This window comes from Amycolatopsis sp. 3B14 (genome assembly GCF_050958625.1).
Classification (GTDB): domain Bacteria; phylum Actinomycetota; class Actinomycetes; order Mycobacteriales; family Pseudonocardiaceae; genus Amycolatopsis_E; species Amycolatopsis_E thermoflava.
The window spans coordinates 168,590-191,012 of the sequence record NZ_JBHZEN010000003.1 but is presented as its reverse complement, the minus strand read 5'-3'; the positions used below and the strand labels follow the sequence as shown (position 1 = coordinate 191,012).

The window sequence follows — 22,423 nt, the reverse complement described above, 5'->3', positions numbered from 1 at the left end:
TATGGCCCAGTTCCCGCGTACGTCCGCCGCACGGTGACCGCAGAGCCGGCCGCGGCCGTCCGGCCCCGCAACCGCAGGCAGCTCATCGTCGACGCGGCCGGGCGCGTGTTCAGCGAGCGCGGCTACCACGCGGCGTCGATGGAGGAGATCGCCGCCGGCGTCGGCATCACCGCCGCCGCCCTGTACCGGCACTTCCCGAACAAGTACGCGTTGTTCGCCGAGTGCGCGGACGTCATGGTCGACGGTCTCCTCGCCGCGCTGGACGAGGTGCCGGACGGCGCGCCCCTGGCCGACGTGCTGGCGGCCGCCACCCGCGTCACCGTCGCCCACCGCGCGTCCGGCGGCCTCTACCGGTGGGAGTCCCGCTACCTCGACCGCGCGGACCGGCAGGTGCTGCGGGGCAAGTTCGCGCGCGTCGTCGAGCGGGTGGCGGACGCGGTGCGGCGCGAGCACCCGCGGCCCGGCGAGCACCTGCGGGCCGTGGCGGCGCTCGGCGCGATCGGGTCGATCACGATGCACCACACGTCGATCGCGCAGCGGCGGCTGGAGGACGAGTTGCAGAGCTGCGCGCTGCGCGTGGCGGCGGCCGATCCGGAGGCGAGCACCGCACACGCGGTCGAACTCCCCGCGCAACCCGTGGCGCGGACCCGGCGTTCGGAAATCCTCGCGGCCGCCGTGCCGCTGTTCGAACGGGACGGGTTCGCGGCCGTCACCAACGGCCGGATCGCCGAGGCCGTCGGCCTGGTCCCGTCCGCGCTGTACCGCTACTTCCCCGGCAAGGCCGACATCCTCGCGGCGGCGTGCCTGCAGGCCGCGGCGCTCCTGACCCAGGCGGTGGACCACAACCTGCGGGGGGTGACGGATCCGCGTGACGCGCTCGCCGCGCTGACGGCCACCTACGTGGCATACAGCTTCGAGTACAACGCGCTCACCACCGTCGCGAACGCCGAGATCGTCGGGCTGCCGGACAACCTGCGGCGGCCACTGGTCGCCGCGCAACGGGACCACATCGCGGTGTGGGAGCAGCACCTGCGGACGGTGCGGCCGGACCTGGACTCGCGGCAGGCGCGGGTGCTGGTGCACGCCGGTTTCGGCGTGGTGGTCGAGTCCGGGCGCCGGTTGCGGTGGGAGGACAGCCCCGCGCACCGCGCCGCCGTGTCGGCGCTGGTGCTCAGCGCGCTGGGCGCCTGATCCTGGGCGCCTAGATGAGTAAGTCCTAACTTTGGGTGGGGTGTGGAGACCAAGATCGACGAGCGTCAGGCTCTGATAGCTGTGCTGGATCAGGACCGCGGCCTGCTCCACGAGCGGCCCGGGCTGCTGATCCTGGCAGACAAGGGCTACCTCTCCCGAGAGCTGGACACCTACCTGACCGACCACGGGGTGCATCTGCTGCGCCCCTCCGACCGCAACCTCGTCAATCGGTCAACGCCACCCTCAACCTCACCGCCGCCATCTGGCACAACCGCGCCACCGGCCAACCCACAACCGGATCCCTGATCGCCTACGACCACTAACCAAGATCGGAATTACTCAGCTAGACGGGCCGGAGCACCGGCGCGACCGGGCGGCGCGTGTGCAGGGCGGCCGGGACCTGCGCGACCGCCAGCGCGGCCGTGACCTGGCCCGGCGTGGCGCCGAACGTCCTTGCCACCGCCAGCGACCGCCGCGCGTCGAGGGCCGTGGACCAGGTGATGATCAGCGTGTTCACCACCGCCAGCACGACCAGCGCGACGTTGACGGCCACGACCGTGCGGTCCGTCTGGCCGGCGCGGAGGTTCGCCAGGGTGGTGCCGCCCAGGTCGTAGACCTCCTGGGGCTGCGCCCGCAACGCCAGCGCCGCGCCGAGCGCGATGCCGACCGTGGCGATGCCGGCGGCACTGAGGACCGCCCGGCAGGGCCAGCGCGCGACCAGGCGGAGCCCGAGCAGCAGCGGCACCGGCAACCGCCCGGCCAGCGCGGTCAGCCCGGCCGCGTGGTCGGCGGGCCGGGGCGACGCGGACAGGGCGGGCACGGTGGCGGTGCGCGCCGCGCGCAGCGACGGCCCGGCGGCGCTCGCCAGCGCCACCAGCACGGCCAGGACCAGGACCGGGAGCACGGCCGCGGCCGTGACCGGGATGTCGGCGTCGAGCAGGCCCGCGGTGGGCCCGGCGAGCGCGGGGGTGACGAACCGGCCGGCGACCACGCCGAGACCGGCCGCGGCGAGACCGAGGACGAGGTACTCGGCGAGCAGCACACCGGCCACCGCACCGGGCATGGCGCCGACCGCCTTCAGCAAGCCGACCCGGCGGACCTGCGACTCCGCCCGCGTCGCGGCCAGCACCGCCGCCCCGGCGACGGCGCACACGGCGAGCAGTGGCGCTGTCAACCGCGCAGGGCAGGGAACGCGCGGCGCACCTCGGCGTGGAGGCGGGGGAACCCGCTGCCGAACGCCACCGTGGCGTGGAACAGGGTCTCCAGCGCCGCCGCCAGCGGGTCAGCGGCGGCGGCCGACCGGACCGCGGGCAGGGCCGCGTGCTGCTGCGAAATCCGGTCGTGACGGCCGTCGAAGGACGGCACCGTGGTGAAGACCACGCGGGCGTCGCGGTGCAGCCGATCGAAAACGGCGGCGTGGTCGTCGAACGGGGGCGCCGCGACGCCGTCCCCGAGTGCGGCGAGCGCCGGGGCGACCCAGTCGAGACCGCTCAGGCCGGCCTCGTCACAGGCCCGGCGAGCCAGCCACACCGCGACGGCGCGCTGGGTGGCCTCGTCGAGCTGCTCGATCGCGTCGGTGAGATCCCGGTCCAGCCGCGCCAGGACGAGGCCGCCGTTCACGCGCTTGAGCCGTTCGCCCGGGGGCCGGCCGCCCCACCGCTGCGCTTCGGCGGCACGCGCGGCCTCCCGGTGGGCCCGGTCGCGTTCGAGACGCTCCCGCCGCCGGGCCTCCGCCCGCTGTTCCGGCGTGGGTGGCGGCGGCAGCGTCCGGGCGTGCTCGTGCCAGTAGGCGGCGGTCGCGCTGGTCTCCCGGACGACCTCGTCGGCCGCCGGGGGTGCCGGCCACAGCTGCAGCAGGTACCGGTCCAGTGGGGGTTCCCCGGACAGCCGGGTGTCCTTCGCCCGCGCCCGGTCCAGCCCCGAGGCGCAGTACCGCACGCGGTAGTCGACGGGTTCGAGATCGAGGGGCCAGCTCGCTTCCCCCGCCCACTGCACCAGCCGCACCGCCACGGTCTGCGGCCGGAAGGACACCTCGACGACCTCCTCCCAGTCCTCCCCGACCGGCGCGGGGCCGTCGAGAACCTCCACGGTCAGGTCGACGTTCCCGGTGTGCAAACCGGTGGTGAGGAACAGCAGACCGGGCACCGCGGCGCCGCACAGACCGTTCGACTGCCCGCCGCGGGCGTCGGTCAACCCGTCGAAGAACTCCCCGGTCCGGCTCTCCACGTAGAACTGCCCGTAGTGCACGTGCAGCTCACCTTCGAACAACAGCGTCACCGCGGCAGTCTGCCAGCAGCCGCGCACGTGCTGACCAAGGTCCTCGCCACCGGTGCCTTACGTCCGTTTCCCGCGGCGGCGCCGCCCGCACACCCTGGGATCCGGAGCGCCGACGAGGAGGAACCACCATGCGACACACCCACCGGCACTGGCGCGAACTGAGCCGGACCGAGCAGGGAGCCATCGTCGCGGCGGCGGCCCTGCAGGTGGCCATGGCCGCCGACGCGTGGTGGGACCTGTCCCGCCGCCCGGCCGGCTCGGTGCGCGGCCCGAAAGGCGCCTGGGCGCTGGCGATCGCCGTGAACTTCCTCGGACCGCTGGCCTACCGGCGCTTCGGCCGCAAGCCGGTCGTCGAGCCGGAACCGGCGCACCCGTGACGCGCCGCGCCCGGATCGCCGGGCTGGTCCTGGTCACCGCCCTGCTCGTCGCCTCGTGCGCGGCGGGGCCGAACGACGCCGCGGCGGGCACGCCCGACCCGGCCGGGTTCTGGCTCGGCCTGTGGCACGGGATCATCTGCCCGATCGCGTTCATCGTCTCGCTGTTCAACGACAGCGTCGGCATCTACGAGGTGCACAACAACGGCAACTGGTACAACTTCGGCTTCGTCTTCGGCATCGCCCTGATGAGCTCGATCTTCAGCCGGCCCGCCGTCACCGCACCCGCCCGGCGGCGACGGCGGAAGTCCTGACAGTTCAACGGTCTTGTCCGGGATGGACGACCGTCACCGGGCACTGGGGCGTGGTGACCGGCCGGTGGGAATTCCGTCCCTGCCGCGCGCCGGGCGCACGTTCATCGGCTGGAAAGACGGCACTGCTCCACCCACCCGGCCGCGGCCGCCGACGGCGGGCCTTCCGGTGGGTGCTGAGAACGCTTCCCGCGTTTCAGACGGCCTGCTCGGCCGGGAGCTCGCCGTCGAGGGCGAAGCCGGTGACGAGTTCCGGGTCGATCCGGATCACCTCGGTCATCTCCCCCGCCACCGACGGGCACGGCAGCGTCCGGAACCGGGTCAGCTCGCGAGCTCCGACGCGGCGCGCGAACCCGACCGCGATCACGCTCCACCCGATCCGGTCGCCTTCGTGGATGACGTCGGCCTCGTAAGCGACCACAGTGCCGATCGCGGACAGCAGCGCCGCGCCGGGATGGGTCCGCACGATGACGCAGCCGTCGTGGAGCACGTGGTTCACCGGCCGGATGGTGGGCAGCGCCTGGTGGGTGAACACCACGCGGCCGACGCTGACACTGCCGAGCAGGTTCAGCGACTCGGCGCGGCCCAGTTCGCGCCCGGCCCCCGGCGGAGTCGGATCCATCACCCCGTCATCGTCGCCCGGCTCCGCGCACCCGGACAGGGCCGAAGGTCACCGGATCGATCATCAGGGGACAAGTGACGTTGCTCCCCGCCCGGGGTCGACGAGCCCGGAGGACCTGGCCGGTGGTCCACTCGCGACAACGGCGAGCGGCGCCGGGGACGGCAGGAAGGGCCGTTGGTCCCCGCCGCCCGGGCATCCCGGCCCTGCTCCACCACCCCGGTTTCGGCTGCACTGGAGGCATGACATTTCCCGACGACCACACCGTGGACGCGGCACTGGCGCTGGCCGTGCGCGCGCCGTCGGTGCACAACACCCAGCCCTGGCGGTGGCGGATCGGCGACCGGACCGTCCACCTCTACGCCGACCCCGCCCGGCAGCTGCCGGAGACCGACCCGGACGGCCGTGACCTGCTGCTCAGCTGCGGCGCGGCGCTGCACCATCTGCGGGTGGGTTTCGCGGCGCTGGGCTGGCGCGCCGAGGTGCACCGGCTGCCCAACCCGGCCGAGCCCCGCCACCTGGCCGCCGTCGAACTGCACCGCCACGAACCGGGGCAGGAGGAGATCGCCCTGGCCGCGGCCATTCCGCGGCGACGCACCGACCGGCGGCGGCACAGCTCCTGGCCGGTGCCCGGCAGCCACATCGAAACCATGGCCGCGCGCGCCGCCGACGAGGGCGTCATCCTGCGCGAGGCCACTGGTTCCGCTCGCTACCACCTGGCTGAGGCGGTCTTCGAAGCGGCGCGCCGCCACGCGGCCGACCCCGCGTACCGGATGGAGCTGGCCGCGTGGAGCGGCAGGCACTTCTCCACCGAGGGCGTGCCCGCGGTCAACGCCCCGGTGCCCGATCCCACCCCGGGCGCGCTGCCCGGCCGCCCGTTCGCCGATCCCCGGCTCCCGCAACCGCCCGGCGCGACCGGCGAGGACGACGAGACGGTGCTGCTGGTGCTGGGCACCGCCTCGGACGACCCGCTGTCCCGGCTGCGCGCCGGCGAGGCGACCAGCGCGGTCCTGCTGACCGCGACGACCCTCGGACTGGCCTCGTGTCCGCTGACCGAACCGCTGGAACTCGCCGGCACCCGGCAGCAGGTGCGCGACCGCGTCACCGGCGGCACCATGCCGCAGATGGTCCTGCGGGTCGGCTGGGCGCCCGTCAACGCCGACCCGCTACCCGCCACGCCGCGCCGCCCGCCGGCGGAGGTCGTCACCCCGCTCAGCACGCAGTCCGCCCCCTGAGGAACCAGCCAGGCGGGCGGCCGGCGCGCTTTCCGTTGCGGGTGAGGAAATCTGCGGTTCCCCGTGTCGAGCCGCCCGGCGCGGGCCCGCGGGTCCGCCGCGACCCAGACCGGCATGCGCACCAGGGCAACCGCAGTGGCGCCGGCCTACAGCCCATCCGCGACGCGGCCGAGCGTCACCGGCCGACCGGACCGAAGTCCCTGCCGCGGGAGCCCGCGAGCGTGTCCAGCGCGTGCGCGGCGCCGCGGGTGAACACCTCGACGTCCGGACAGGCGTCCGCGTCGCCCACGACGGTGATCGCCAGCTGCCCGGCGTAGGACAGCGCGCCGAGGCCGAGGGTGATGTTGCCGATCAGCGGCACGATCGGGAACAACTCCAGCACGCGCGCGCCCGCGAAGTGAAGGGGCTCCGGCGGGCCCGGCACGTTGGCGGCGTAGACGTTCGCCCACCGCTGCCGGTCCATCCGGCGCATGACCGCGCGCTGCAAGGCGCTGACGCGGAAGAGCGCGCCGCCGCCCGCGGAACGCTTGTGCTTCTTGCGCTTCGCGGTCTCGGCGGCGATCATCTCGAGCCGCCGCACCGGATCGGCCACCCCGAGCGGCAACGGCACCAGCATCATGCCGTCGAAGTTGCCGCGGAGCCGGTCCGGCGGCTCCTGGTGCAGGGACACCGGCACGTAGGCGCGGAGCACCAGCGCGTCCACCGGCTCGCCCCGGGCGCGCAGGAGTTCGCGCAGCCCGCCGGACATCGCCGCCATCAGCACGTCGTTGACCTTCGCGCCGTGCGCGGCCGCGATCCGCTTCGCGAGCGGCAGGTCGCCCCGGACGAGCGCGAACCGCCGCCCCGGCCCGATCGGCGTGTTCAGGCTCGTCCGCGGCGCCCGTCCCTCGGCGGCGAACTCCCGGAACGCCGGCCACGCCTGGCGCATCGCGGCGACGGCTTCCGGCAGGCGGGTCAGCGCGGACACGCCCCGGCGCACCTCCCGCCACCGGCGCCGCGCGTTGTCCGCCAGCAACTGCGGCGCCGTCGGCTCCGGCTCAGCCGCCGGCCAGGGCGGCGCGAGGGCGCGCACCTCGGGCCCAGGGTCGAAGAACGCGCCGAGCAGCGCGACCGCGGCGACCCCGTCGGCGATCGTGTGGTGGAGCCGGACGAACAGCCCGGTGCGGCCGCCGGCCAGCCCGGTCAGCACCCACATCTCCCACAGTGGACGGGACCGGTCCAGCCGGCGCCGCCGGATCCGCTCGACCACGCCAAGGAGCTGCTCGTCGTCACCCGGAGCGGGCACCTCGGCTGCCCGCACGTGGTCATCGACGTCCACTGTGGACGCATCGGTCCAGTACGGCGGGCCCAGCCCGGTTCGCGGCACCCGCAGGACCTGGCGCATCCGCCGGACCAGCGGGAGACGCTTCGCGACGACCTCGCGTGCCAGGTCGAGGGAGAAGTGCCCCGCCGTCCGGTTCCCGTCCAGGACGGCCAGCACACCGATGTCCTCCGGCCAGCCGAAGTCGTCCGGCCACAGCATGCCGAGATCCAGCGGGGACAGTCGCTCCATGGCGCGTCAGGACTCCGGCTGCGCGCCGACGGGGCGCTGCGCGGCCCGGTGCACCGGCACCGCGATCAGGGCCACACCGCCGGCCAGCAGCACCAGGCCGACCCCGATCACGATCCAGGCGATCTCGTCGAGCGCGGGCACCGTCGCGCCGATCTCGGCCACCACGTTCACCCCGGGTGAGCCGTCGGCGTTCATCACCACGACCGTCCAGTCGCCGCTGCGCATCGGCCACACCACCGTCTGGGTTCCGCCGCCGCTCGCCTGCGCCGTCCAGATGCCCGCGGCTTCCGGCGCCGGCAGGGTGCGGTTGCCCTGGTGCACGACGTACCGGTCGCTGGACCAGTCGGTCACCGTGGCGTACTGGGCGCCCGCGAGGAACCCCGCCGCGGCGGGGGACGGCGCGACGCCGATGAACACCGGCGTCGCCGGGTCGGCCGCGGTCGCCCGCACCCGCACGTCGCCGACCAGGCGCTGGATGCCGCTCCAGTCGGCGGCCTCGCCCGCCAGCTCGATGTCCTCCGTGGCGATGGCGTAGCCGGTGGCGCTGAGGCTGTTCGACGCCGACAGGTAGCCGTCGGCGTCCCGCTCCGCGCGGTCCGCCCACAGCAGCGTGCTGCCGCCGGTGAGCAGGCCCATCGCGGTCAGGGCGAGCACCGCGCCCGCGACCACCGACGTGATCTTGCCGCCGGTCCAGCGGTGGTTCGCCGGCTGCCAGTGCTCGGGCGAGGACGGCTCGGTGACCGGCCCCGCCGGGTCGTGCGCGCCCAGGTCGAGGCGGAACGGCGGGTAGGCGTCGGTCATGAGCGCGGCGTACGCGGCGACCCGCAGCACCCAGCGGTCCATCCCGAGCACGAAGTCGAAGACCGGCTTCGGGTAGCGGCCGGTGAACAGCAGCACGATCCCGGCCACCAGCACCAGGATGCCGACCAGGCCGCCGGCCGCCCAGGTGAACCCGCGGTCGTCGGTGTACCCGAGCAGCCAGGTGCCGCCGCCGACGAACAACGCGGCGATGATGTAGTGCGGGATGGCCAGCAGCCACCACTTCACCAGCACCAGCCCACGGGACAGCCGCTCCGGGTAGTCGATCTCCAGCCGCGCCGGGTAGGCGGGCACGTCGGCGAGCGTGAACGGCGGGTAGGCGTCCGTGCCGAGCGCGCTGTAGGAGTAGAACTGCACCCGCCACGACCAGCGCAGCACGCCGACGTTGAACTCGAAGATCGCGCGGGGGTAGCGGCCGGTCACCAGGATCGCGAAGAACGCGGCCACGGTGAGCACGAAGAAACCGAGCCACAGGAACGAAAGCACCACCAGGTGCGGGATGACCAGCAGCCACTTCACCAGCCACAGCCACCGGGACAGCCCGGTGGCGAGGTTCCCCTCGACCCGGACCGGGTAGGTCATGCGGACGTCCATCGGACACCTCCGGCAGAAGAATCGGTCGAAAGCCCACGCTGCGCGCGGGGGTGGCGTGGTCACCAGGCGCGAAGGTCCCGGGTCCGGGGGCATTCCGGCCCCGCCGGGCGGCGGTCAGGACCAGGCCCGCCGCTCGACGGAGGCGATCGCGCGCCGGGCGCCGGTGCGCCGGTCGGCCGTGAACGCAATGCCGGCCCGCTCGGTAGGCGACCGGCGGGAACAGCGAGGCTCAGCAGCCGGTGAGCCGCAGTCCTCCTCGGTCGCCGCCACGCGGCCGGCAGGGAGGGCCGGAAGTCCCCGCCGGCCGGTCCGTTCTGCCCTGCCGGAGCGGCGCTGCCGCGCGCGACGCTTTCAGCTGACAGAGAGGAAGTCCGATGAGCGAATCCCGCACGATCGTGGTTGGCGTGGACGGTTCGGCGCAGAGCCGCGCCGCCCTGCGGTGGGCGCTGGCGGAGGCCCGGCCGGGGGACCGGGTGCGCGCGATGCTGGTGCGCGTCCGCGACGAACTGCTGCCGGGGACGTCCTACGCCATCCAGCCGCACGGGCGGATCCCCGTCGGGGACGACAGCGCCTACGCCGGCCTGCTGAGCTCGACGGTCCAGGAGACCCGTGGACCGGGCGCGCCGGAGGTGGAGGAGGTCGTCCTCAGCGGCGACCCGGCCACCGAGCTGAACAAGGCCTCCGCCGACGCCGACCTGCTCGTGGTCGGCTCGCACGGCGCGCGGCCGCTGACCGAACTGCTGGTGGGCAGCGTCGCCACCCAGGTGGTGCGGCACGCCCAGTGCCCGGTCGTCGTCATGACGGCCCACGCCGCGCAGTAGCGGGGGTTCACAGCGTGCTCGCGTGGTCCGGGACGTGGCTGCCCGGGTTCGCCGCGGGCCGCACGTAGTTCGACGGCGGCCGCGGCGGGACCTCCAGCGCGGGCGGCGGCACCTCCGTGTACGGGATGCTGGTGACCAGGTGGTGGATCATGTTGATCCGGGCCGCGCGCTTGTCGTCGCTGTCCACCAGGTGCCACGGCGCTTCCGCGATGTCGGTGTGCACCAGCATGTCGTCCTTGGCGCGCGAGTAGTCGTCCCACCGGGTCAGCGAGTCCAGGTCCACCGGGGACAGCTTCCACCGGCGCATCGGGTCGTCCAGCCGGGCGCGGATTCGGCGCTCCTGTTCGTCCTGGCTCACCGAGAACCAGTACTTGCGCAGCAGCACGCCGTCCTCGACGAGCATCCGCTCGAAGATCGGGCACTGCCGCAGGAACAGCTGGTACTGCGGCGTCGTGCAAAAGCCCATGACCCGTTCCACGCCGGCGCGGTTGTACCAGCTGCGGTCCATCAGCACGATCTCCCCGGCGGCGGGCAGCTGCGCGACGTAGCGCTGGAAGTACCACTCGCCGCGTTCCCGCTCGTCCGGCCGGGGCAGGGCGACGATGCGCGCCACCCGCGGGTTGAGGTACTCGGTGACCCGCTTGACGGTGCTGCCCTTGCCCGCGCCGTCCCGGCCCTCGAAGATCACCACGAGCCGCCTGCGCTCGGCGCGGACCCACTCCTGGATCTTCACCAGTTCGCCCTGCAGCCGAACCAGCTCGCGCCGGTAGGCGTCCTTGCGCAGGCTCACCGGACGACCGCCACCGGGCACGGGCTGTGGTGCAGTAGCGCTTGGCTCGTCGAACCCAGCCCCACGCCGCCGAAATCGGCGCGCCCGCGCGAGCCCACCACGATGAGCTGGGCGTCCCGGCCTGCCGTGAGCAGCCCGCGCACCGGACGGTCACGCACCACCACCGGGCGCACGTCCACGTCCGGGTACTTCTCCCGCCACCCGGCGAGCCGCTCGGCCAGCAGACGGCGCTCGTCCTCGGCGACGGCGCCGTAGTCGGCGTCGATCGGCAGCACCGACCAGGTCTCCCCCATCGTCATGTCGGTCCAGGTGTGCACCGCGAGCAGCGGCACGCGGCGCAGGTTCGCTTCGTCGAGCGCGAACGCCAGCGCCGCGTCACCGCCCGGCGAGGCGTCGATCCCGGCGACCACGGGAGCGTCCTCCGACGGGGCGCCGCGCACCACGACGACCGGACAGTGCGCGTGCGCCGCGAGCGCGCCCGCGACGGACCCGAGCAGCATGCCGGGGAACCCGCCGAGCCCGTGCGAGCCGAGCACCACCACCGAGGCGGTGGCCGATTCCTCGATCAGGCGTTGCGCGGGGTGGCCGGTTCGCGCCCCACGCCGGATCTCCACGCCCGGAACCGCCGCCGCGTCCTCGGCCGCGGCGAGGCAGTCCGCGTCCTCCCCGACGTGGATCAGCCGCAACGGCCGCTTCCGCAACGCGGCGTCCCGCGCCGCCCAGCGCACCGCGTCCAGTGCCCGTGCCGAACCGTCGACACCGGCGAGCACCGCCTTCTGTTCACGCGCCATGCTCCGACTCTCGCGTCCCGGACCCGGTGGCGGCCAGGGCCGGGCGGCCTCACCCGTGGAGCCCTTCGGCCCTTCCGGACTCGCCGACCACCGTGGTCACCTCGTCCGCGGGCCGCCGCGGCGCGCCCGGCGTGGTGAAGCCGAAACCCAGGCGCAGCAACGTGTGCGGCTCGCCCTCGCGCCGGAACAGCGCGGCCAGCTCGGCGCGCGGACCGGGCACCTCGAACGGCTGGGACAGGAACGAGGCGCTCAGCCCGTGCACGGTCGCCGTGAGCAGGACCCGCTCGACCGCGAACCCGGCCCTGGTGTCCTGCCCCGGGTGGCGGGTGGTCACGACCCCGAGCAGGGGCTGCTGCTCGTACTCCCGCGCAGGCAGGTCCTGGCTGCCCGCGAACTCGCGCAGCGCCAGCGCAGGCGCCGGGCTGGCCGGCGGTCCCGCCGCGGCCGCCGGCACGCCGGAGGTCTCGCCGCGGGGACGCCCGGTCCACCGGCGGGTCTCGCCGAGGTAGCGCTCGTCGGTCTCCTGCAGGCGTTCCGCGCGCCGCACCAGCGCGGCGACGGCGTCGTACCGGGCGCCGCGGTCGAGCAGGTGCAGCTCCGCCCCGCCGTCCCGGGCCGCGGCGACCAGAGCCGAGCGGGCGCGCTCGGGCACCGGCCGGTCCTGGAACGGCCTGCGGTTGGTGTGACGCGCGTGCACGGCGGCCGCCAGGCGGCGCTCCGCCTCGGTGGGCTCATGCCTGCCCAGCACCTCCACGGTGACCAGCCGCCGCGGCCCGGGCAGGAACCGCACCGACACCCGGCGCCCCTCGCCGCGCAGGGTGGTCACCAGGTTGAACGCGGCCGCGCCGCAGGCGAGCCTGGCCTGCCGCGCGCCGGGATCGCTCACCGGGAGCACCCGCTCGGGATCGAGCAGGACGTCGATGCGGGACCCGCGGACCTCGAACCGCCACGGCTGCGTGTTGTGCGGCGAAGGCGCTTTCACCGCGGCGGCCAGCGCGCGGGCGAACCCGTCAGCCATCGGCGCGGTCACCGAGGGACTCCCCCCACATGCGGGCGCGCTCGAGCTCGCCCGGGTGCAGGTCACCGGCCTCCTTGCCGGTCACGAAGAAGCTCTCCGGGGCCGCGCTCACCCGGTAACCCTTGCGGCGCAGGCGCTTCGCCGCCGCGCGGGCGGCGGATCCGGTGAGCCACGCCGGTTTTTCGATCCGCGTGTCGAAGGTGACGGCCTGCGTCCCCGGCGACGCGGTGGCCAGTCCCTCCAGCCACTCCCGCAGCCCGCGCTTGTGCGAGTGCAGGGGCTGCTCCCCCGCCTGCTGCGCGGCCGCGTCGCGGGACCGCTTGCCGGTGAGCCCGTGCAGGTGGGTCGGGCCGCCCGCCACGACCAGGTCGACACCCGTCACCTCGTCGGGGGCGTCGTCGACGTTGATCACGTCCACGTGCATCCGGCCGGACAGTCCTTTCGCGACGGACCGCGCGACCTCCTCGGTGCTGCCGAACATCGACTCGTAGACGACCAGTGCTCGCATGGCCTCCTCCTTCCGGTTCCCCAACCCTGCGACCGGACCGGTGCGTCCGGACAGGTGCGAAGGTCCTCGAAAGCGGGGACCTCAGGACCCGCCGGGCGGCACGACGACGACCGGGCAGCCCGCCCGCTGCGCCAGCGCCCGCCCGGTCGAACCGAGCACCAGGCCGCCCACCCCGCCGCGGCCCCGGCTGCCCACCACCACCAGCTGCGCCCGCCGGCTGAGCTCCAGGAGGTGGTGCCGCGGCCGGTCCCGCCGCACGATCCGGTGCAGGACCACGTCGGGGTACCGCTCCTGCCAGCCGGCCAGCCGCTCGGCGATCGTGCGGTGCTCGTCGCCCGCGGCGCGCTCCCACTCCAGGCGAAGCCGGTCCCCCGGGGCGGTCACGTACTCCGCGTCGCTGCGGGTGTGCAGCGCGATGAGCGGCACGCCCCGGTGCGCGGCCTCCTGGAACGCCACCGCGATCGCCCGGTCGGCCGCCCCGGACCCGTCGACCCCGGCGACCACCGGGCCGGACGGCGCCGCACGGCCCCGCACCACGACCACCGGGCAGGCACTGCGGGTGGCGAGTGCCAGCGCCGGCGACCGCAGGTGCCGGTCGGCCGTGCGGGCCCGCGCCGAGGGTCCGAGCACCAGGAACGCGGCGGCCGCGGACAACGCGAGCAGCGTGTCGGCCGGTGGTCCGGGAAGCCGCTCCACCGGGAGCGCGGTGCCGTCGGCCAGTCGCACGTCCAGGTCCGCGTCGCCGGCGTGCACGAGGCGCAGCGGGAGGTGGCGGCTCGCCGCCAGGTCCGCGGCCCACCGCGCGGCGCACCACGACGCGGGCGAGGTGCTGACGCCCGCGACGACCTCACCGCTCACGCACGCGCCCGAAGTCCCGCAGCCCGGCCACCAGCACCACCAGCCCGGCCAGCACGCACACCGGCTGCAGGACGTGGAACGTCCGGACGATGCCGACCTCGACGGCGATCCACCCGATCAGCACCGTCCCCGCGACGACGGCGGCCGGGCTCGTGCGCGGGTCCCGCCGCGCGGCGAACCAGGTGACCACGGTCATCGGCACGGCGATGACCAGGCCGAGGCTGATCCCGGCGAACACCGTGCTGTGGAAGGGAAGCCGCGCGGTCACGGTGTCGCCGAGGTCGACGGCGCCGATCACGAGGCCCACCGCCCCCACCCACGCGGATACGGCGATCAGCGCGGTCAGCGACGCCAGCCACGGCCTGCGCCGCGCCAGGCGCTCGTCGCGGCGCCACCCCAGCCGGTCCCCGAGCCTGTCCATGCCTCCCCTTCCTCAGAACGGCGTGTGCCTGCTGTCGAACCGGTCCCACGCGTCGGACCAGTCGTCCCGCCTGCGCCGGTCGAGCATCCGGCGGTAGAGCCAGAAACCGAGGCCGCACAGGCCCATCACGGCCGCCCAGCTCAGCGCGCCGGTGGTCACCCCGTTCACGACCGCGGTCTCCGCGGTCACCGGGGGCGCCGCGGGTGCGCCGTTCTCGTCGATCCAGATGGGCGCCGCGTCGCCGGCGACCGCGCCACGCTGGGCGGTGACCTCGCCGGTGGCGGTGCCGCCGCCGGGAAGCGGCCATTCCGCCTCGACGCGGGCGGTGCCGCTCTCCGGGTAACCCGCAGGCGGGGGCGCGTCGGCGAGCAGCGTCGCGGTCACCGCGGTGCGGGTGTCCTGCTGGCTCACCGCCAGCCGCTCCTGCCACTGGTGCACGCGGTCGCCCAGCAGGGCCGCGAACGGTGCCGTGAGCACCACGACCGTGACGGCCACGAGCAGCGCCAGCCGTTCGCGGCGATCGGAATCCCGCGTCAGCGGGTTGCCGCGCAGGCGCGGCGGTCGCCAAGTCTCCACCGGATCCTCCTCGTGTCGCCTGACCACCAGGGTCGTCACCGGCGGGCGCGCGGCGAAGGGCCGTTGGTCTCCGCTGTCGCGGCCCTACGTCCCTTCCCGCGCCGCCGCGGCCGGCCGAGGATCGGGGCATGCGGATACGGGAACTGATGAGCTCGCCGGTCGTCGGCGTCACCACCGGGGCGACGCTGGAGGAGGCGGCCGCGCTGATGCTCGACCGCGGCTACACCACGCTGCCGGTGCTGACCGCGGCAGGCGAACTCGTCGGCCTGGTCACCGAGGGCGACCTCGCCGCCGCCCGGTACGCCCCGGAGCTGCGGGGCCGGACCGGACCGGACGGCGGTGTCATGCTCGGCGTCGACGCGATCACGGTCGGGTCGGTGATGCGGGTCGCGGCGCTGGCCGTGCCTGCCGACGCGGACGTCGCGGAGGTGGCGACCGGTCTGGTCGATTCGCACCAGCGCTGCCTGCCCGTGGTCGACCACGGCAAGGTGGTCGGCATCGTCAGCTGGCGCGACCTGCTGACGCACCTGCTGAACGCACGGGCCGTGCGGTGAAAACCGGCGCCGGCGCACTGGTGCTGCCCGCGTGCCGTTTGCCAGACTGGTGCGGTGATGGCTGAGCAAGGTGCTCCCGGGGGCGGGCCGGGGCGCGACCAGCTGCGCGTCGGCGTCGACGTCCTGGACCGCGAGCTCGTGGTGCGGGTCGCGGGCGACGTCGACCTGGACAGCGCCACGCACCTGGAGCAGGCCCTGACCGAGTCGGCCGAACGGCTGCCGCCGGTGCTGGTCGTCGACCTGACCGGTGTGGCGTACTTCGGCTCCGCCGAGATGCGGGTGCTGGTCGGGTTGCAGCAGCGCTGCGGCGGCGCCACGCGCGTCCGGGTGGTCGCCTCCGACCAGCGCGTGCTGCGGCCGATGGAGATCACCGGGCTCACCGAGGTGCTCGACGTCCGCCCCACGCTGGCCGCCGCGCTGCGCTGCTGACGGTCCTGCTCGCGCCCTTCGTCCACTGAGGACGCTGGTCAGGGCACGACCGCCCCGCGGTGCAAGGGACTTCGAGCCGCTCGGCTTGGGACTTCCTGCCCTTCCCGCCGCCGATCAGCGGCGGCGAGCCTGGAGGCATGCCGGAGACCGGGATCGACGTCCGCGAGACCCACATCGGGGCGGTGTTCCTCGTGGGTGACCGCGCCTACAAGCTCAAGAAGCCGGTGGACCTCGGGTTCCTCGACTTCACCGACCGCGCCACGCGGGAACGGTTGTGCCACCGGGAGGTCGAGCTCAACCGGCGCCTGTCGCCCGACGTGTACCTCGGCGTGGCCGACCTGCACGGCCCGGACCACCGGGTGTGCGAGCACCTGGTGGTGATGCGCCGCATGCCCGAGGACCGCAGGCTGTCGACCCTGGTCCGCGCCGGGGCGCCGCTGGAACACACGGTTCGCGTGCTCGCCCGGACGGTGGCGCGCTTCCACGCCGCCGCCGAACGCGGGCCGCGCATCAGCGAGCAGGGCTCGCGGGAGGCGATCCGGCGGCGCTGGGAGGACAGCTTCGCGCAGGTCCGCCCGTTCCACGGCGTCGTGCTGCACCAGGAGACCGCCGGCGAGATCGAGTGGCTGACCCGCGAGTTCCTCGACGGGCGGGACGCGTTGTTCGAGCGGCGGCTGAGCGAGGGGCGCGTTGTGGACGGTCACGGCGACCTCCTCGCCGACGACATCTTCTGCCTCGACGACGGTCCGCGCGTGCTGGACTGCCTGGAGTTCGACGACCGGCTGCGCTGGGTCGACGGCCTCGACGACGTCGCCTTCCTCGCCATGGACCTCGAACGCCTCGGCGCGGCCGGGCTCGCCGGGCAGCTCCTCGACGACTACGCCGAGTTCTCCGGCGACCCCGCTCCCCCGGCGCTGCGCCACCACTACACCGCCTACCGCGCGTTCGTGCGCGTCAAGGTCGCCTGCCTGCGGTTCGCCCAGGGCGACGACAGCGCCGCCGGACTCGCCCGCGCCTACGCCGACATCGCGCTGAGCCACCTGCGGCTCGGACGGCCGCGGATGATCCTCGTCGGCGGGTTGCCCGCGTCCGGCAAGTCGACCCTGGCCGGAGCGGTCGCCGACCGGCTGGGCGCCGCGGTGCTGCGCAGCGACCGCATCCGCAAGGAGCTGGCCGGCATCACTCCGGAGGACAGCGCGGCCGCGGGCTACCGCGAAGGCCTCTACGGTCCGGAAACGACGAGACTGACCTACGACGAGATGCTGCACCGCGCCGGCGAACTGCTCGCGCTCGGCGAGACCGTCGTGCTGGACGCCTCCTGGTCGGAGGCGCATCACCGGCTCGCCGCGGCGAAGGCCGCCGAGCGCGCGGGCAGCCCGCTGGCGCAGCTCCGCTGCTGGGCGCCGGAAACGGTCACCGCCCACCGGCTGGCCACCCGGACCGGCTCGCTCTCGGACGCGACGCCGGAAATCCTGCAGCACATGGCCACCGACGTGCACCCCTGGCCGGAGGCGCACACCGTGCTGACGGCCGGCACCACCGAGGACTCGCTCGCGCAGGCGCTGGCCTACCTGGACTGAAACACCCACCTCGGCCGGCGCGGCGCAGGTGGCGGGCGGGCCGGCAGCCCGCGATTTCAGCTTCACCCCGGGCACCCAGGACCGGCTGGCCACCTCCGCAATGGCCTACCCGGACCGAGCACCCACCAGCGACAGCGCGCCGCGGCACAGTTCCAGGTCCTCGCGCGCCGTCACCACCAGCACCGCCGGGCCGTCGCCGGGCCTCACCACCCGGTCTCCGTTTCCCGCGGGAAGGGCGGCACGCAGGCCGAGGACCCCGCACCCGGCGAGGATCTCCCCGACCACGCCGGGCTGGTGTTCGGCCACGCCACCGGTGAACACGACCGCGTCGAGGCGGTCCAGGCTCATCGCCGCCGCGCCGATCTCCCGCCGCAGCCGGTGCACGTACACCTCCAGGGCCTCGCGGGCGTTGTGGTCCCCCGCGTCCCGCGCCGCGAGCACGTCCCGCAGGTCGCCCGACGTGCCGGTCATCCCGGCCAGCCCCGACTCCCGGTGGAGCACGTGCGCCAGCTGCGGCACGGTGACCTCGCCGGTTTCCAGCACGTGCAGCAGCAACCCGGGATCCACCGACCCGGACCGGGTCGCCATCGCCGCGCCCTCCAGGGCCGTGAACCCCATCGAGGTGTCCACGCTCGCGCCACCGCGGATCGCGGTGACCGACACGCCGGCCCCGATGTGCGCGACCACCAGCCGCAGCTCGTCTTCGGCGCGGTCGAGCAGTTCCGCGGCCCGGCGCAGCGCGTGTCGGCACGACAGCCCATGGAAACCGTAGCGGCGCAACCGGTTCTGACTCGTCCACGCCCGCGGCAGCGGGTAACGCGCGGCGGCCGCGGGCAGTCCGGTGTGGAAGGACGTGTCGAAGCAGCCGACCACCGGCGTGCCCGGCAGCAGCTTGCGCACCACGCGGGCGACGTCGACGGACAACGGCTGGTGCAGCGGCGCCAGCGGGCTCAGCCGTTCCAGTTCGCGCAACACCGCGTCGTCGAGCACGACCGGTCCCGGCCGGGACCCGCCGTGCACGAACCGGACCGCCACGCAGCCGGGCGGCCCCCACTCCGCCAGCGCCTCGGACACGGCCCGCTCGTCGGCGCGGGCGTCCGCCGCCTGCCACGTGCGCGTATCCACCACGTCGCCGTCGTGCAGGGCGGCCTTGAGCGACGACGACCCCGGGTTGAGCGTCAGCACCCGCATCGCGCTCACCGGGTCCAGCGCCACTCGCGGACCTCCGGCAGGTCCTCGCCGTGCTCGCGGATCCACCGGCGGTGCCGGGCGCGCGCGTCGGCCATCGCCTGCCGGGTCGTGCCCGCCGTCCGCAGCAGCCCGGGCACCCGGTCGATCACGTCGATCACCAGCTGGAACCGGTCCATGTCGTTGAGCACCAGCATGTCGAACGGCGTCGTGGTCGTCCCGCGCTCCGTGTAGCCGCGCACGTGCAGCCCCGCGTGGTTGGCGCGACGGTAGGCCAGCCGGTGGATCAGCCACGGGTAGCCGTGGTAGGCGAAGATCACCGGCCGGTCCCGGGTGAACAACGCGTCGAACTCGCGGTCGGTCATGCCGTGCGGGTGCTCGGTGTCCGGTTGCAGCCGCATCAGGTCGACCACGTTCACCACCCGCACCGCCAGCTCCGGCAGGTGCTCCCGCAGCAGCGTGACGGCGGCCAGCACCTCCAGCGTCGGGGCGTCGCCCGCGCAGGCCAGCACGACGTCGGGCTCGTGGCCGGGATGGGTGCCGGCCCATTCCCAGATCCCGGCGCCGCGGGCGCAGTGCAGCGCCGCCTCCTCGGCGTCGAGCCAGTCCGGGGTGTCGTTCTTGCCGGCCACGACGACGTTGACGTAGTCCCGGCTGCGCAGGCAGTGGTCGGCGACGGTCAGCAGCGTGTTCGTGTCCGGGGGCAGGTACACCCGCACGACCTCGCTGCTCTTGTTGGCCACGTGGTCGATGAAGCCGGGGTCCTGGTGCGAGAAGCCGTTGTGGTCCTGCCGCCACACATGGGAGGTGAGCAGGTAGTTCAGCGAGGCCACCGGGCGCCGCCACGGGATGTCCCGCGAGCTGCGCAGCCATTTGATGTGCTGGTTGACCATCGAGTCGACGATGTGCACGAACGCCTCGTAGCAGGAGAACAGCCCGTGCCGCCCGGTGAGCAGGTAGCCCTCCAGCCAGCCCTGGCACAGGTGCTCCGACAGCACCTCCAGCACCCGCCCGTCGCGGGACAGGTGCTCGTCGGCCGGCTCGATCGCGGCCTGCCAGCCCTTGCCGGTGGCCTGGTAGACCGCGTCGAGCCGATTGGACGCCGTCTCGTCCGGGCCGAACAGCCGGAAGTTCCGCCTGCCCGCGCTGCGCTCGGTCACCTCCCGCAGGTAGCGGCCCAGCACGCGGGTCGGTTCGTGCACGGTCGTGCCCGGTTCGGCGACCCGCGGCGCGTAATCGCGCGGCTCGGGCAGGTCGAGCGGCCGCAGCAGCGCGCCGCCGTTGGCGTGCGGGTTCGCGCCCATGCGACGGACGCCGGACGGGATCAGCGCGGTCACCTCCGGCGTGGGGCGCCCGTCGGCGTCGAACAGCTCCTCCGGCCGGTAGGACCGCAGCCAGCGCTCCAGCGCCGCCAGGTGGTCCGGGTTCTCCCGCACCGCGGGCAGCGGCACCTGGTGCGCGCGCCACGTGCCCTCGACGGGCACACCGTCCACTTCGGACGGCCCGGTCCAGCCCTTCGGGCTGCGCAGCACGATCACCGGCCACCGCGGCCGTCCGGTCGCGGCGCCGGACCGCGCCGCCGCCTGGATGCCCCGGATCTCGGCGACGACGTCGTCGAGCGTCGCGGCCATCGCCTGGTGCATCGCCGCCGGCTCGGAGCCTTCGACGTGGTAAGGCTGGTAGCCGTAACCCCGCAGGAGGTCGTCCAGCTCGTCGCGAGGAATCCGGGACAGGACCGTCGGGTTGGCGATCTTGTAGCCGTTGAGGTGCAGGACCGGCAGCACCGCGCCGTCGTGCACCGGGTCGAGGAACTTGTTCGCGTGCCAGCTCGTGGCCAACGGCCCCGTCTCGGCTTCGCCGTCGCCGATCACACAGGCGACCAGCAGGTCCGGGTTGTCGAACGCGGCGCCGAACGCGTGCGCCAGCGAGTAGCCCAGCTCGCCGCCCTCGTGGATCGAGCCGGGCACCACCGGGGCGACGTGGCTGGGCACCCCGCCGGGGAACGAGAACTCGCGGAACAGGGTCCGCATGCCCGCCGCGTCCTGCGTGACGTCCGGCGTCAGCTCGGGATAGCTGCCCTCCAGCCAGGTGTGCGCCAGCAGCGCGGGCCCGCCGTGCCCCGGCCCGGTCACGAAGATCGCGTCCAGGTCGTGCGTCACGATGGCCCGGTTGAGGTGCGCGTAGACGAAGGTCAGGCCGGGCGAGGTGCCCCAGTGGCCGAGCAGCCGCGGCTTGACGTGCGCCGGCGCCAGCGGCTCGCGCAGCAGCGGGTTGTCCATCAGATAGATCTGGCCCGCCGCGAGGTAGTTCGCGGCGCGCCACTGACGGTCCACCTGGGACAGTTCCCGGCCGCTCAGTGCGGCGCGCGCCGGCGCCTCGGCGGTGCTCACGAGCCGGACCCCGGCCGGACGACCATCACCGGGCACTGCGCGTGGTGGATCAGCGCCTGGCTGGTCGAGCCGAGCAGCAGGCCGCGGAACCCGCCCCGGCCGCGGCTGCCCACCACGACCAGCTGGGCCTTGGCGCTCCAGCTCAGCAACTGGCGCCGCGGCCGGTCCCGCGCGACGACCCGCTCCACGACCACGTCCGGGTACTTCTCCTGCCACCCGGCGAGACGCTCGGCCAGCAGCCGCCGCTCGTCGGCGGCGATCTCCTCCCAGTCCAGCGCGATCGGCACCATCGACGGGTAGCCCCCGGAGTCCACATCGGACCACACGTGCACCGCGACCAGCCCCGCGCCGCGCCACGACGCCTCCTCGAACGCGGCGGCGAGCGCGCGCTCGCCGACCGGGCTGCCGTCGACGCCGACGACCACCGGGCCGTCCGCGTTCTCGCGCCCGCGGACGATTACCACCGGGCACCGCGCGTGCGCGGCGACCTCGACGGTCGTCGAGCCGACCAGCATCCCGGTGAACCCGCCGGTGCCGGAACAGCCGAGCACGACGGTCCGCGCGGCGCGGGAAGCTTCGATCAGGGCCGGCGCTCCGCTCTCGGTCGGCCGGTCGGTGGTGATCGTCAGATCCGGTCCGCCGGCCTCGCGGGCGGTCCGGACGGCGTCGGCGACCAGGTCGTCGGCGGCGTCGACCAGCTCGTCGTGGGCCTGCTGCAGTACCGCGAGACCGGCGCCGTCGAAGCCGGTGATCGGCGCGAAGCCGTGGACGATGTGCAGGGGTTCGCGGCGCTGCCGGGCCGCCTCGGCGGCCCACCGCAGGGCGCGCGTGGCCTCCGCGGAGCCGTCCACGCCGACGACGATCGCGTTGCCGTGCATCAGTTCCCTCCCGGGTGCGCCGCCACCGCGCGGGCGCTGACGACACCGGGCACGGCCTCGGCCAGCACGGTCGCCACGTGGCGGTCGGTTTCGGAGTCGAACTCGTCGGCGATGTGCACGACGCCGTCGCGCACCTCCACGTGCCACCGGCCGGGGCCGCCGTAGATGCTCAGGTGCCGGCGCACGTCGCCGGCGATCTCGCTGTCGCTGCGGGCGAAGACCCGCACGATGTCGCCGCGCGTGACGATGCCGACGACCCGGCCGCCCTCGACGATGGGCATGGCGCGGATCCGGGCGTCCAGCAGGACGCGGCTGAGCGTGGCCAGGTCGGTGCCGGGGGACATCGCGGTGGCCGGGCTGGTCATCACCTCGCCCACGGTGGCGCCCGGCGCGCGGTCCGTCCGCTCCTCGCGGGTCCGCGGGTCTCGTGGCAGCCGGCCCGCGACCAGGTCGGCCTCGGTGACGATGCCGATCAGCCGTTCGTCGTCGTCCACGACCGGCAGTGCGGTGAACCCGTGGGACGACAGGATCCGCGCCGCATCCTTCGCCGAGGTCCGCGGCGTCACGGTCGTGACGGGCCCGCTCATGATGTCCTGTGCTCGCATGTGTCCGACGCTAGGGAGCCAGGTCCGGCCGCACAGCGGGCCAT

The 22,423-nt window shown here is 74.6% G+C and carries 24 protein-coding genes and 1 pseudogene; 9 read left to right on the top strand and 16 right to left on the bottom strand.

All coding sequences use genetic code 11. From position 1 onward, the window contains the following. Window positions 1–33: 33 nt before the first annotated feature. Both ACCP09_RS02280 and ACCP09_RS02275 read left to right on the top strand, forming a co-directional pair. Window positions 34–1,191 carry a TetR/AcrR family transcriptional regulator gene (locus ACCP09_RS02280; RefSeq protein WP_433742824.1) on the top strand — a complete coding sequence of 386 codons (1,158 nt, stop codon included), beginning with the start codon at window positions 34–36 and terminating at the stop codon, window positions 1,189–1,191. A gap of 45 nt (window positions 1,192–1,236) precedes the next feature. After that, window positions 1,237–1,514 (top strand): annotated as a pseudogene (locus tag ACCP09_RS02275) (IS982 family transposase); the annotation flags it as partial. Between the two features lie 20 nt (window positions 1,515–1,534). On the opposite strand, the gene ACCP09_RS02270 reads toward ACCP09_RS02275, so the two are convergent. Together ACCP09_RS02270 and ACCP09_RS02265 are read right to left on the bottom strand one after the other, a co-directional pair. Next, on the bottom strand, window positions 1,535–2,365 hold the full coding sequence (locus ACCP09_RS02270) for an FtsX-like permease family protein (RefSeq protein WP_433742822.1): 831 nt from the start codon (window positions 2,363–2,365) through the stop codon (window positions 1,535–1,537). Next, the gene (locus ACCP09_RS02265; protein ID WP_433742820.1) at window positions 2,362–3,468 is read right to left on the bottom strand and encodes a hypothetical protein; all 1,107 of its coding nucleotides are present in this window, start codon (window positions 3,466–3,468) and stop codon (window positions 2,362–2,364) included. Before ACCP09_RS02265 ends, ACCP09_RS02270 begins: the two co-directional genes overlap by 4 nt. Window positions 3,469–3,596: 128 nt before the next feature. On the opposite strand from ACCP09_RS02265, the gene ACCP09_RS02260 reads away from it, so the two are divergent. After that, on the top strand, window positions 3,597–3,845 hold the full coding sequence (locus ACCP09_RS02260; RefSeq protein WP_123687416.1) for a PLDc N-terminal domain-containing protein: 249 nt from the start codon (window positions 3,597–3,599) through the stop codon (window positions 3,843–3,845). Further along, on the top strand, window positions 3,842–4,156 hold the full coding sequence (locus tag ACCP09_RS02255; RefSeq protein WP_433742817.1) for a hypothetical protein: 315 nt from the start codon (window positions 3,842–3,844) through the stop codon (window positions 4,154–4,156). Before ACCP09_RS02260 ends, ACCP09_RS02255 begins: the two co-directional genes overlap by 4 nt. A 193-nt stretch (window positions 4,157–4,349) precedes the next feature. On the opposite strand, the gene ACCP09_RS02250 is transcribed toward ACCP09_RS02255, so the two are convergent. Further along, window positions 4,350–4,775: a pyridoxamine 5'-phosphate oxidase family protein gene (locus tag ACCP09_RS02250; RefSeq protein WP_123687414.1), complete on the bottom strand. Its 426-nt coding sequence runs from the start codon at window positions 4,773–4,775 to the stop codon at window positions 4,350–4,352. A gap of 239 nt (window positions 4,776–5,014) precedes the next feature. On the opposite strand from ACCP09_RS02250, the gene ACCP09_RS02245 reads away from it, so the two are divergent. Then, window positions 5,015–6,007 (top strand): Acg family FMN-binding oxidoreductase, encoded by a 993-nt coding sequence (locus tag ACCP09_RS02245; protein WP_433742815.1) that lies wholly within the window; start codon window positions 5,015–5,017, stop codon window positions 6,005–6,007. A 175-nt stretch (window positions 6,008–6,182) separates the two neighbouring features. Here ACCP09_RS02245 and ACCP09_RS02240 read toward each other — a convergent pair whose 3' ends face one another. After that, on the bottom strand, window positions 6,183–7,559 hold the full coding sequence (locus ACCP09_RS02240; protein WP_433742813.1) for a wax ester/triacylglycerol synthase family O-acyltransferase: 1,377 nt from the start codon (window positions 7,557–7,559) through the stop codon (window positions 6,183–6,185). A 6-nt stretch (window positions 7,560–7,565) separates the two neighbouring features. After that, window positions 7,566–8,972, bottom strand: coding sequence for a DUF4389 domain-containing protein (locus ACCP09_RS02235; RefSeq protein ID WP_433742811.1), 1,407 nt, complete (start codon window positions 8,970–8,972; stop codon window positions 7,566–7,568). Between the two features lie 374 nt (window positions 8,973–9,346). Here ACCP09_RS02235 and ACCP09_RS02230 point away from each other — a divergent pair, with 374 nt between their 5' ends. After that, window positions 9,347–9,793, top strand: coding sequence for a universal stress protein (locus ACCP09_RS02230; RefSeq protein ID WP_123687410.1), 447 nt, complete (start codon window positions 9,347–9,349; stop codon window positions 9,791–9,793). A gap of 7 nt (window positions 9,794–9,800) precedes the next feature. On the opposite strand, the gene ppk2 is transcribed toward ACCP09_RS02230, so the two are convergent. The 7 genes from ppk2 to ACCP09_RS02195 form a co-directional block, all read right to left on the bottom strand. Next, window positions 9,801–10,583 carry a polyphosphate kinase 2 gene (ppk2, locus tag ACCP09_RS02225; RefSeq protein ID WP_378332112.1) on the bottom strand — a complete coding sequence of 261 codons (783 nt, stop codon included), beginning with the start codon at window positions 10,581–10,583 and terminating at the stop codon, window positions 9,801–9,803. Then, on the bottom strand, window positions 10,580–11,374 hold the full coding sequence (locus ACCP09_RS02220) for a universal stress protein (RefSeq protein ID WP_433742808.1): 795 nt from the start codon (window positions 11,372–11,374) through the stop codon (window positions 10,580–10,582). Before ACCP09_RS02220 ends, ppk2 begins: the two co-directional genes overlap by 4 nt. A gap of 49 nt (window positions 11,375–11,423) precedes the next feature. Next, on the bottom strand, window positions 11,424–12,404 hold the full coding sequence (locus ACCP09_RS02215) for an Acg family FMN-binding oxidoreductase (protein ID WP_433742806.1): 981 nt from the start codon (window positions 12,402–12,404) through the stop codon (window positions 11,424–11,426). Beyond that, on the bottom strand, window positions 12,385–12,900 hold the full coding sequence (locus ACCP09_RS02210) for a flavodoxin domain-containing protein (protein WP_433742804.1): 516 nt from the start codon (window positions 12,898–12,900) through the stop codon (window positions 12,385–12,387). Before ACCP09_RS02210 ends, ACCP09_RS02215 begins: the two co-directional genes overlap by 20 nt. An 81-nt stretch (window positions 12,901–12,981) precedes the next feature. Further along, window positions 12,982–13,758, bottom strand: coding sequence for a universal stress protein (locus ACCP09_RS02205; RefSeq protein WP_027930315.1), 777 nt, complete (start codon window positions 13,756–13,758; stop codon window positions 12,982–12,984). After that, a complete protein-coding gene (locus ACCP09_RS02200) occupies window positions 13,748–14,179 on the bottom strand; it encodes a hypothetical protein (protein WP_123687408.1) in 432 nt (143 codons plus the stop codon). Before ACCP09_RS02200 ends, ACCP09_RS02205 begins: the two co-directional genes overlap by 11 nt. 12 nt (window positions 14,180–14,191) lie before the next feature. After that, window positions 14,192–14,755: an Rv1733c family protein gene (locus tag ACCP09_RS02195; RefSeq protein WP_231961009.1), complete on the bottom strand. Its 564-nt coding sequence runs from the start codon at window positions 14,753–14,755 to the stop codon at window positions 14,192–14,194. Between the two features lie 128 nt (window positions 14,756–14,883). On the opposite strand from ACCP09_RS02195, the gene ACCP09_RS02190 reads away from it, so the two are divergent. The 3 genes from ACCP09_RS02190 (at window position 14,884) to ACCP09_RS02180 (ending at window position 17,318) form a co-directional block, all read left to right on the top strand. Further along, a complete protein-coding gene (locus tag ACCP09_RS02190) occupies window positions 14,884–15,309 on the top strand; it encodes a CBS domain-containing protein (RefSeq protein ID WP_378366165.1) in 426 nt (141 codons plus the stop codon). A gap of 57 nt (window positions 15,310–15,366) precedes the next feature. Continuing rightward, window positions 15,367–15,738 (top strand): STAS domain-containing protein, encoded by a 372-nt coding sequence (locus ACCP09_RS02185; protein WP_433742801.1) that lies wholly within the window; start codon window positions 15,367–15,369, stop codon window positions 15,736–15,738. A gap of 137 nt (window positions 15,739–15,875) precedes the next feature. Further along, a complete protein-coding gene (locus ACCP09_RS02180; RefSeq protein ID WP_433742799.1) occupies window positions 15,876–17,318 on the top strand; it encodes an AAA family ATPase in 1,443 nt (480 codons plus the stop codon). A gap of 105 nt (window positions 17,319–17,423) precedes the next feature. Here ACCP09_RS02180 and ACCP09_RS02175 read toward each other — a convergent pair whose 3' ends face one another. From ACCP09_RS02175 to ACCP09_RS02160, 4 genes are read right to left on the bottom strand one after another with little or no spacing between them, the layout of a single operon-like run. Next, window positions 17,424–18,509, bottom strand: coding sequence for an acetate/propionate family kinase (locus ACCP09_RS02175; RefSeq protein WP_433742919.1), 1,086 nt, complete (start codon window positions 18,507–18,509; stop codon window positions 17,424–17,426). A 5-nt stretch (window positions 18,510–18,514) separates the two neighbouring features. Further along, the gene (locus ACCP09_RS02170; protein ID WP_433742797.1) at window positions 18,515–20,896 is read right to left on the bottom strand and encodes a phosphoketolase family protein; all 2,382 of its coding nucleotides are present in this window, start codon (window positions 20,894–20,896) and stop codon (window positions 18,515–18,517) included. Then, window positions 20,893–21,774, bottom strand: a complete 882-nt coding sequence (locus tag ACCP09_RS02165) for a universal stress protein (protein ID WP_027930323.1) — start codon at window positions 21,772–21,774, stop codon at window positions 20,893–20,895. The genes ACCP09_RS02170 and ACCP09_RS02165 overlap by 4 nt, the downstream gene beginning before the upstream one ends. Continuing rightward, window positions 21,774–22,379 (bottom strand): CBS domain-containing protein, encoded by a 606-nt coding sequence (locus ACCP09_RS02160; protein WP_027930324.1) that lies wholly within the window; start codon window positions 22,377–22,379, stop codon window positions 21,774–21,776. Before ACCP09_RS02160 ends, ACCP09_RS02165 begins: the two co-directional genes overlap by 1 nt. Between the last annotated feature and the right edge of the window lie 44 nt (window positions 22,380–22,423).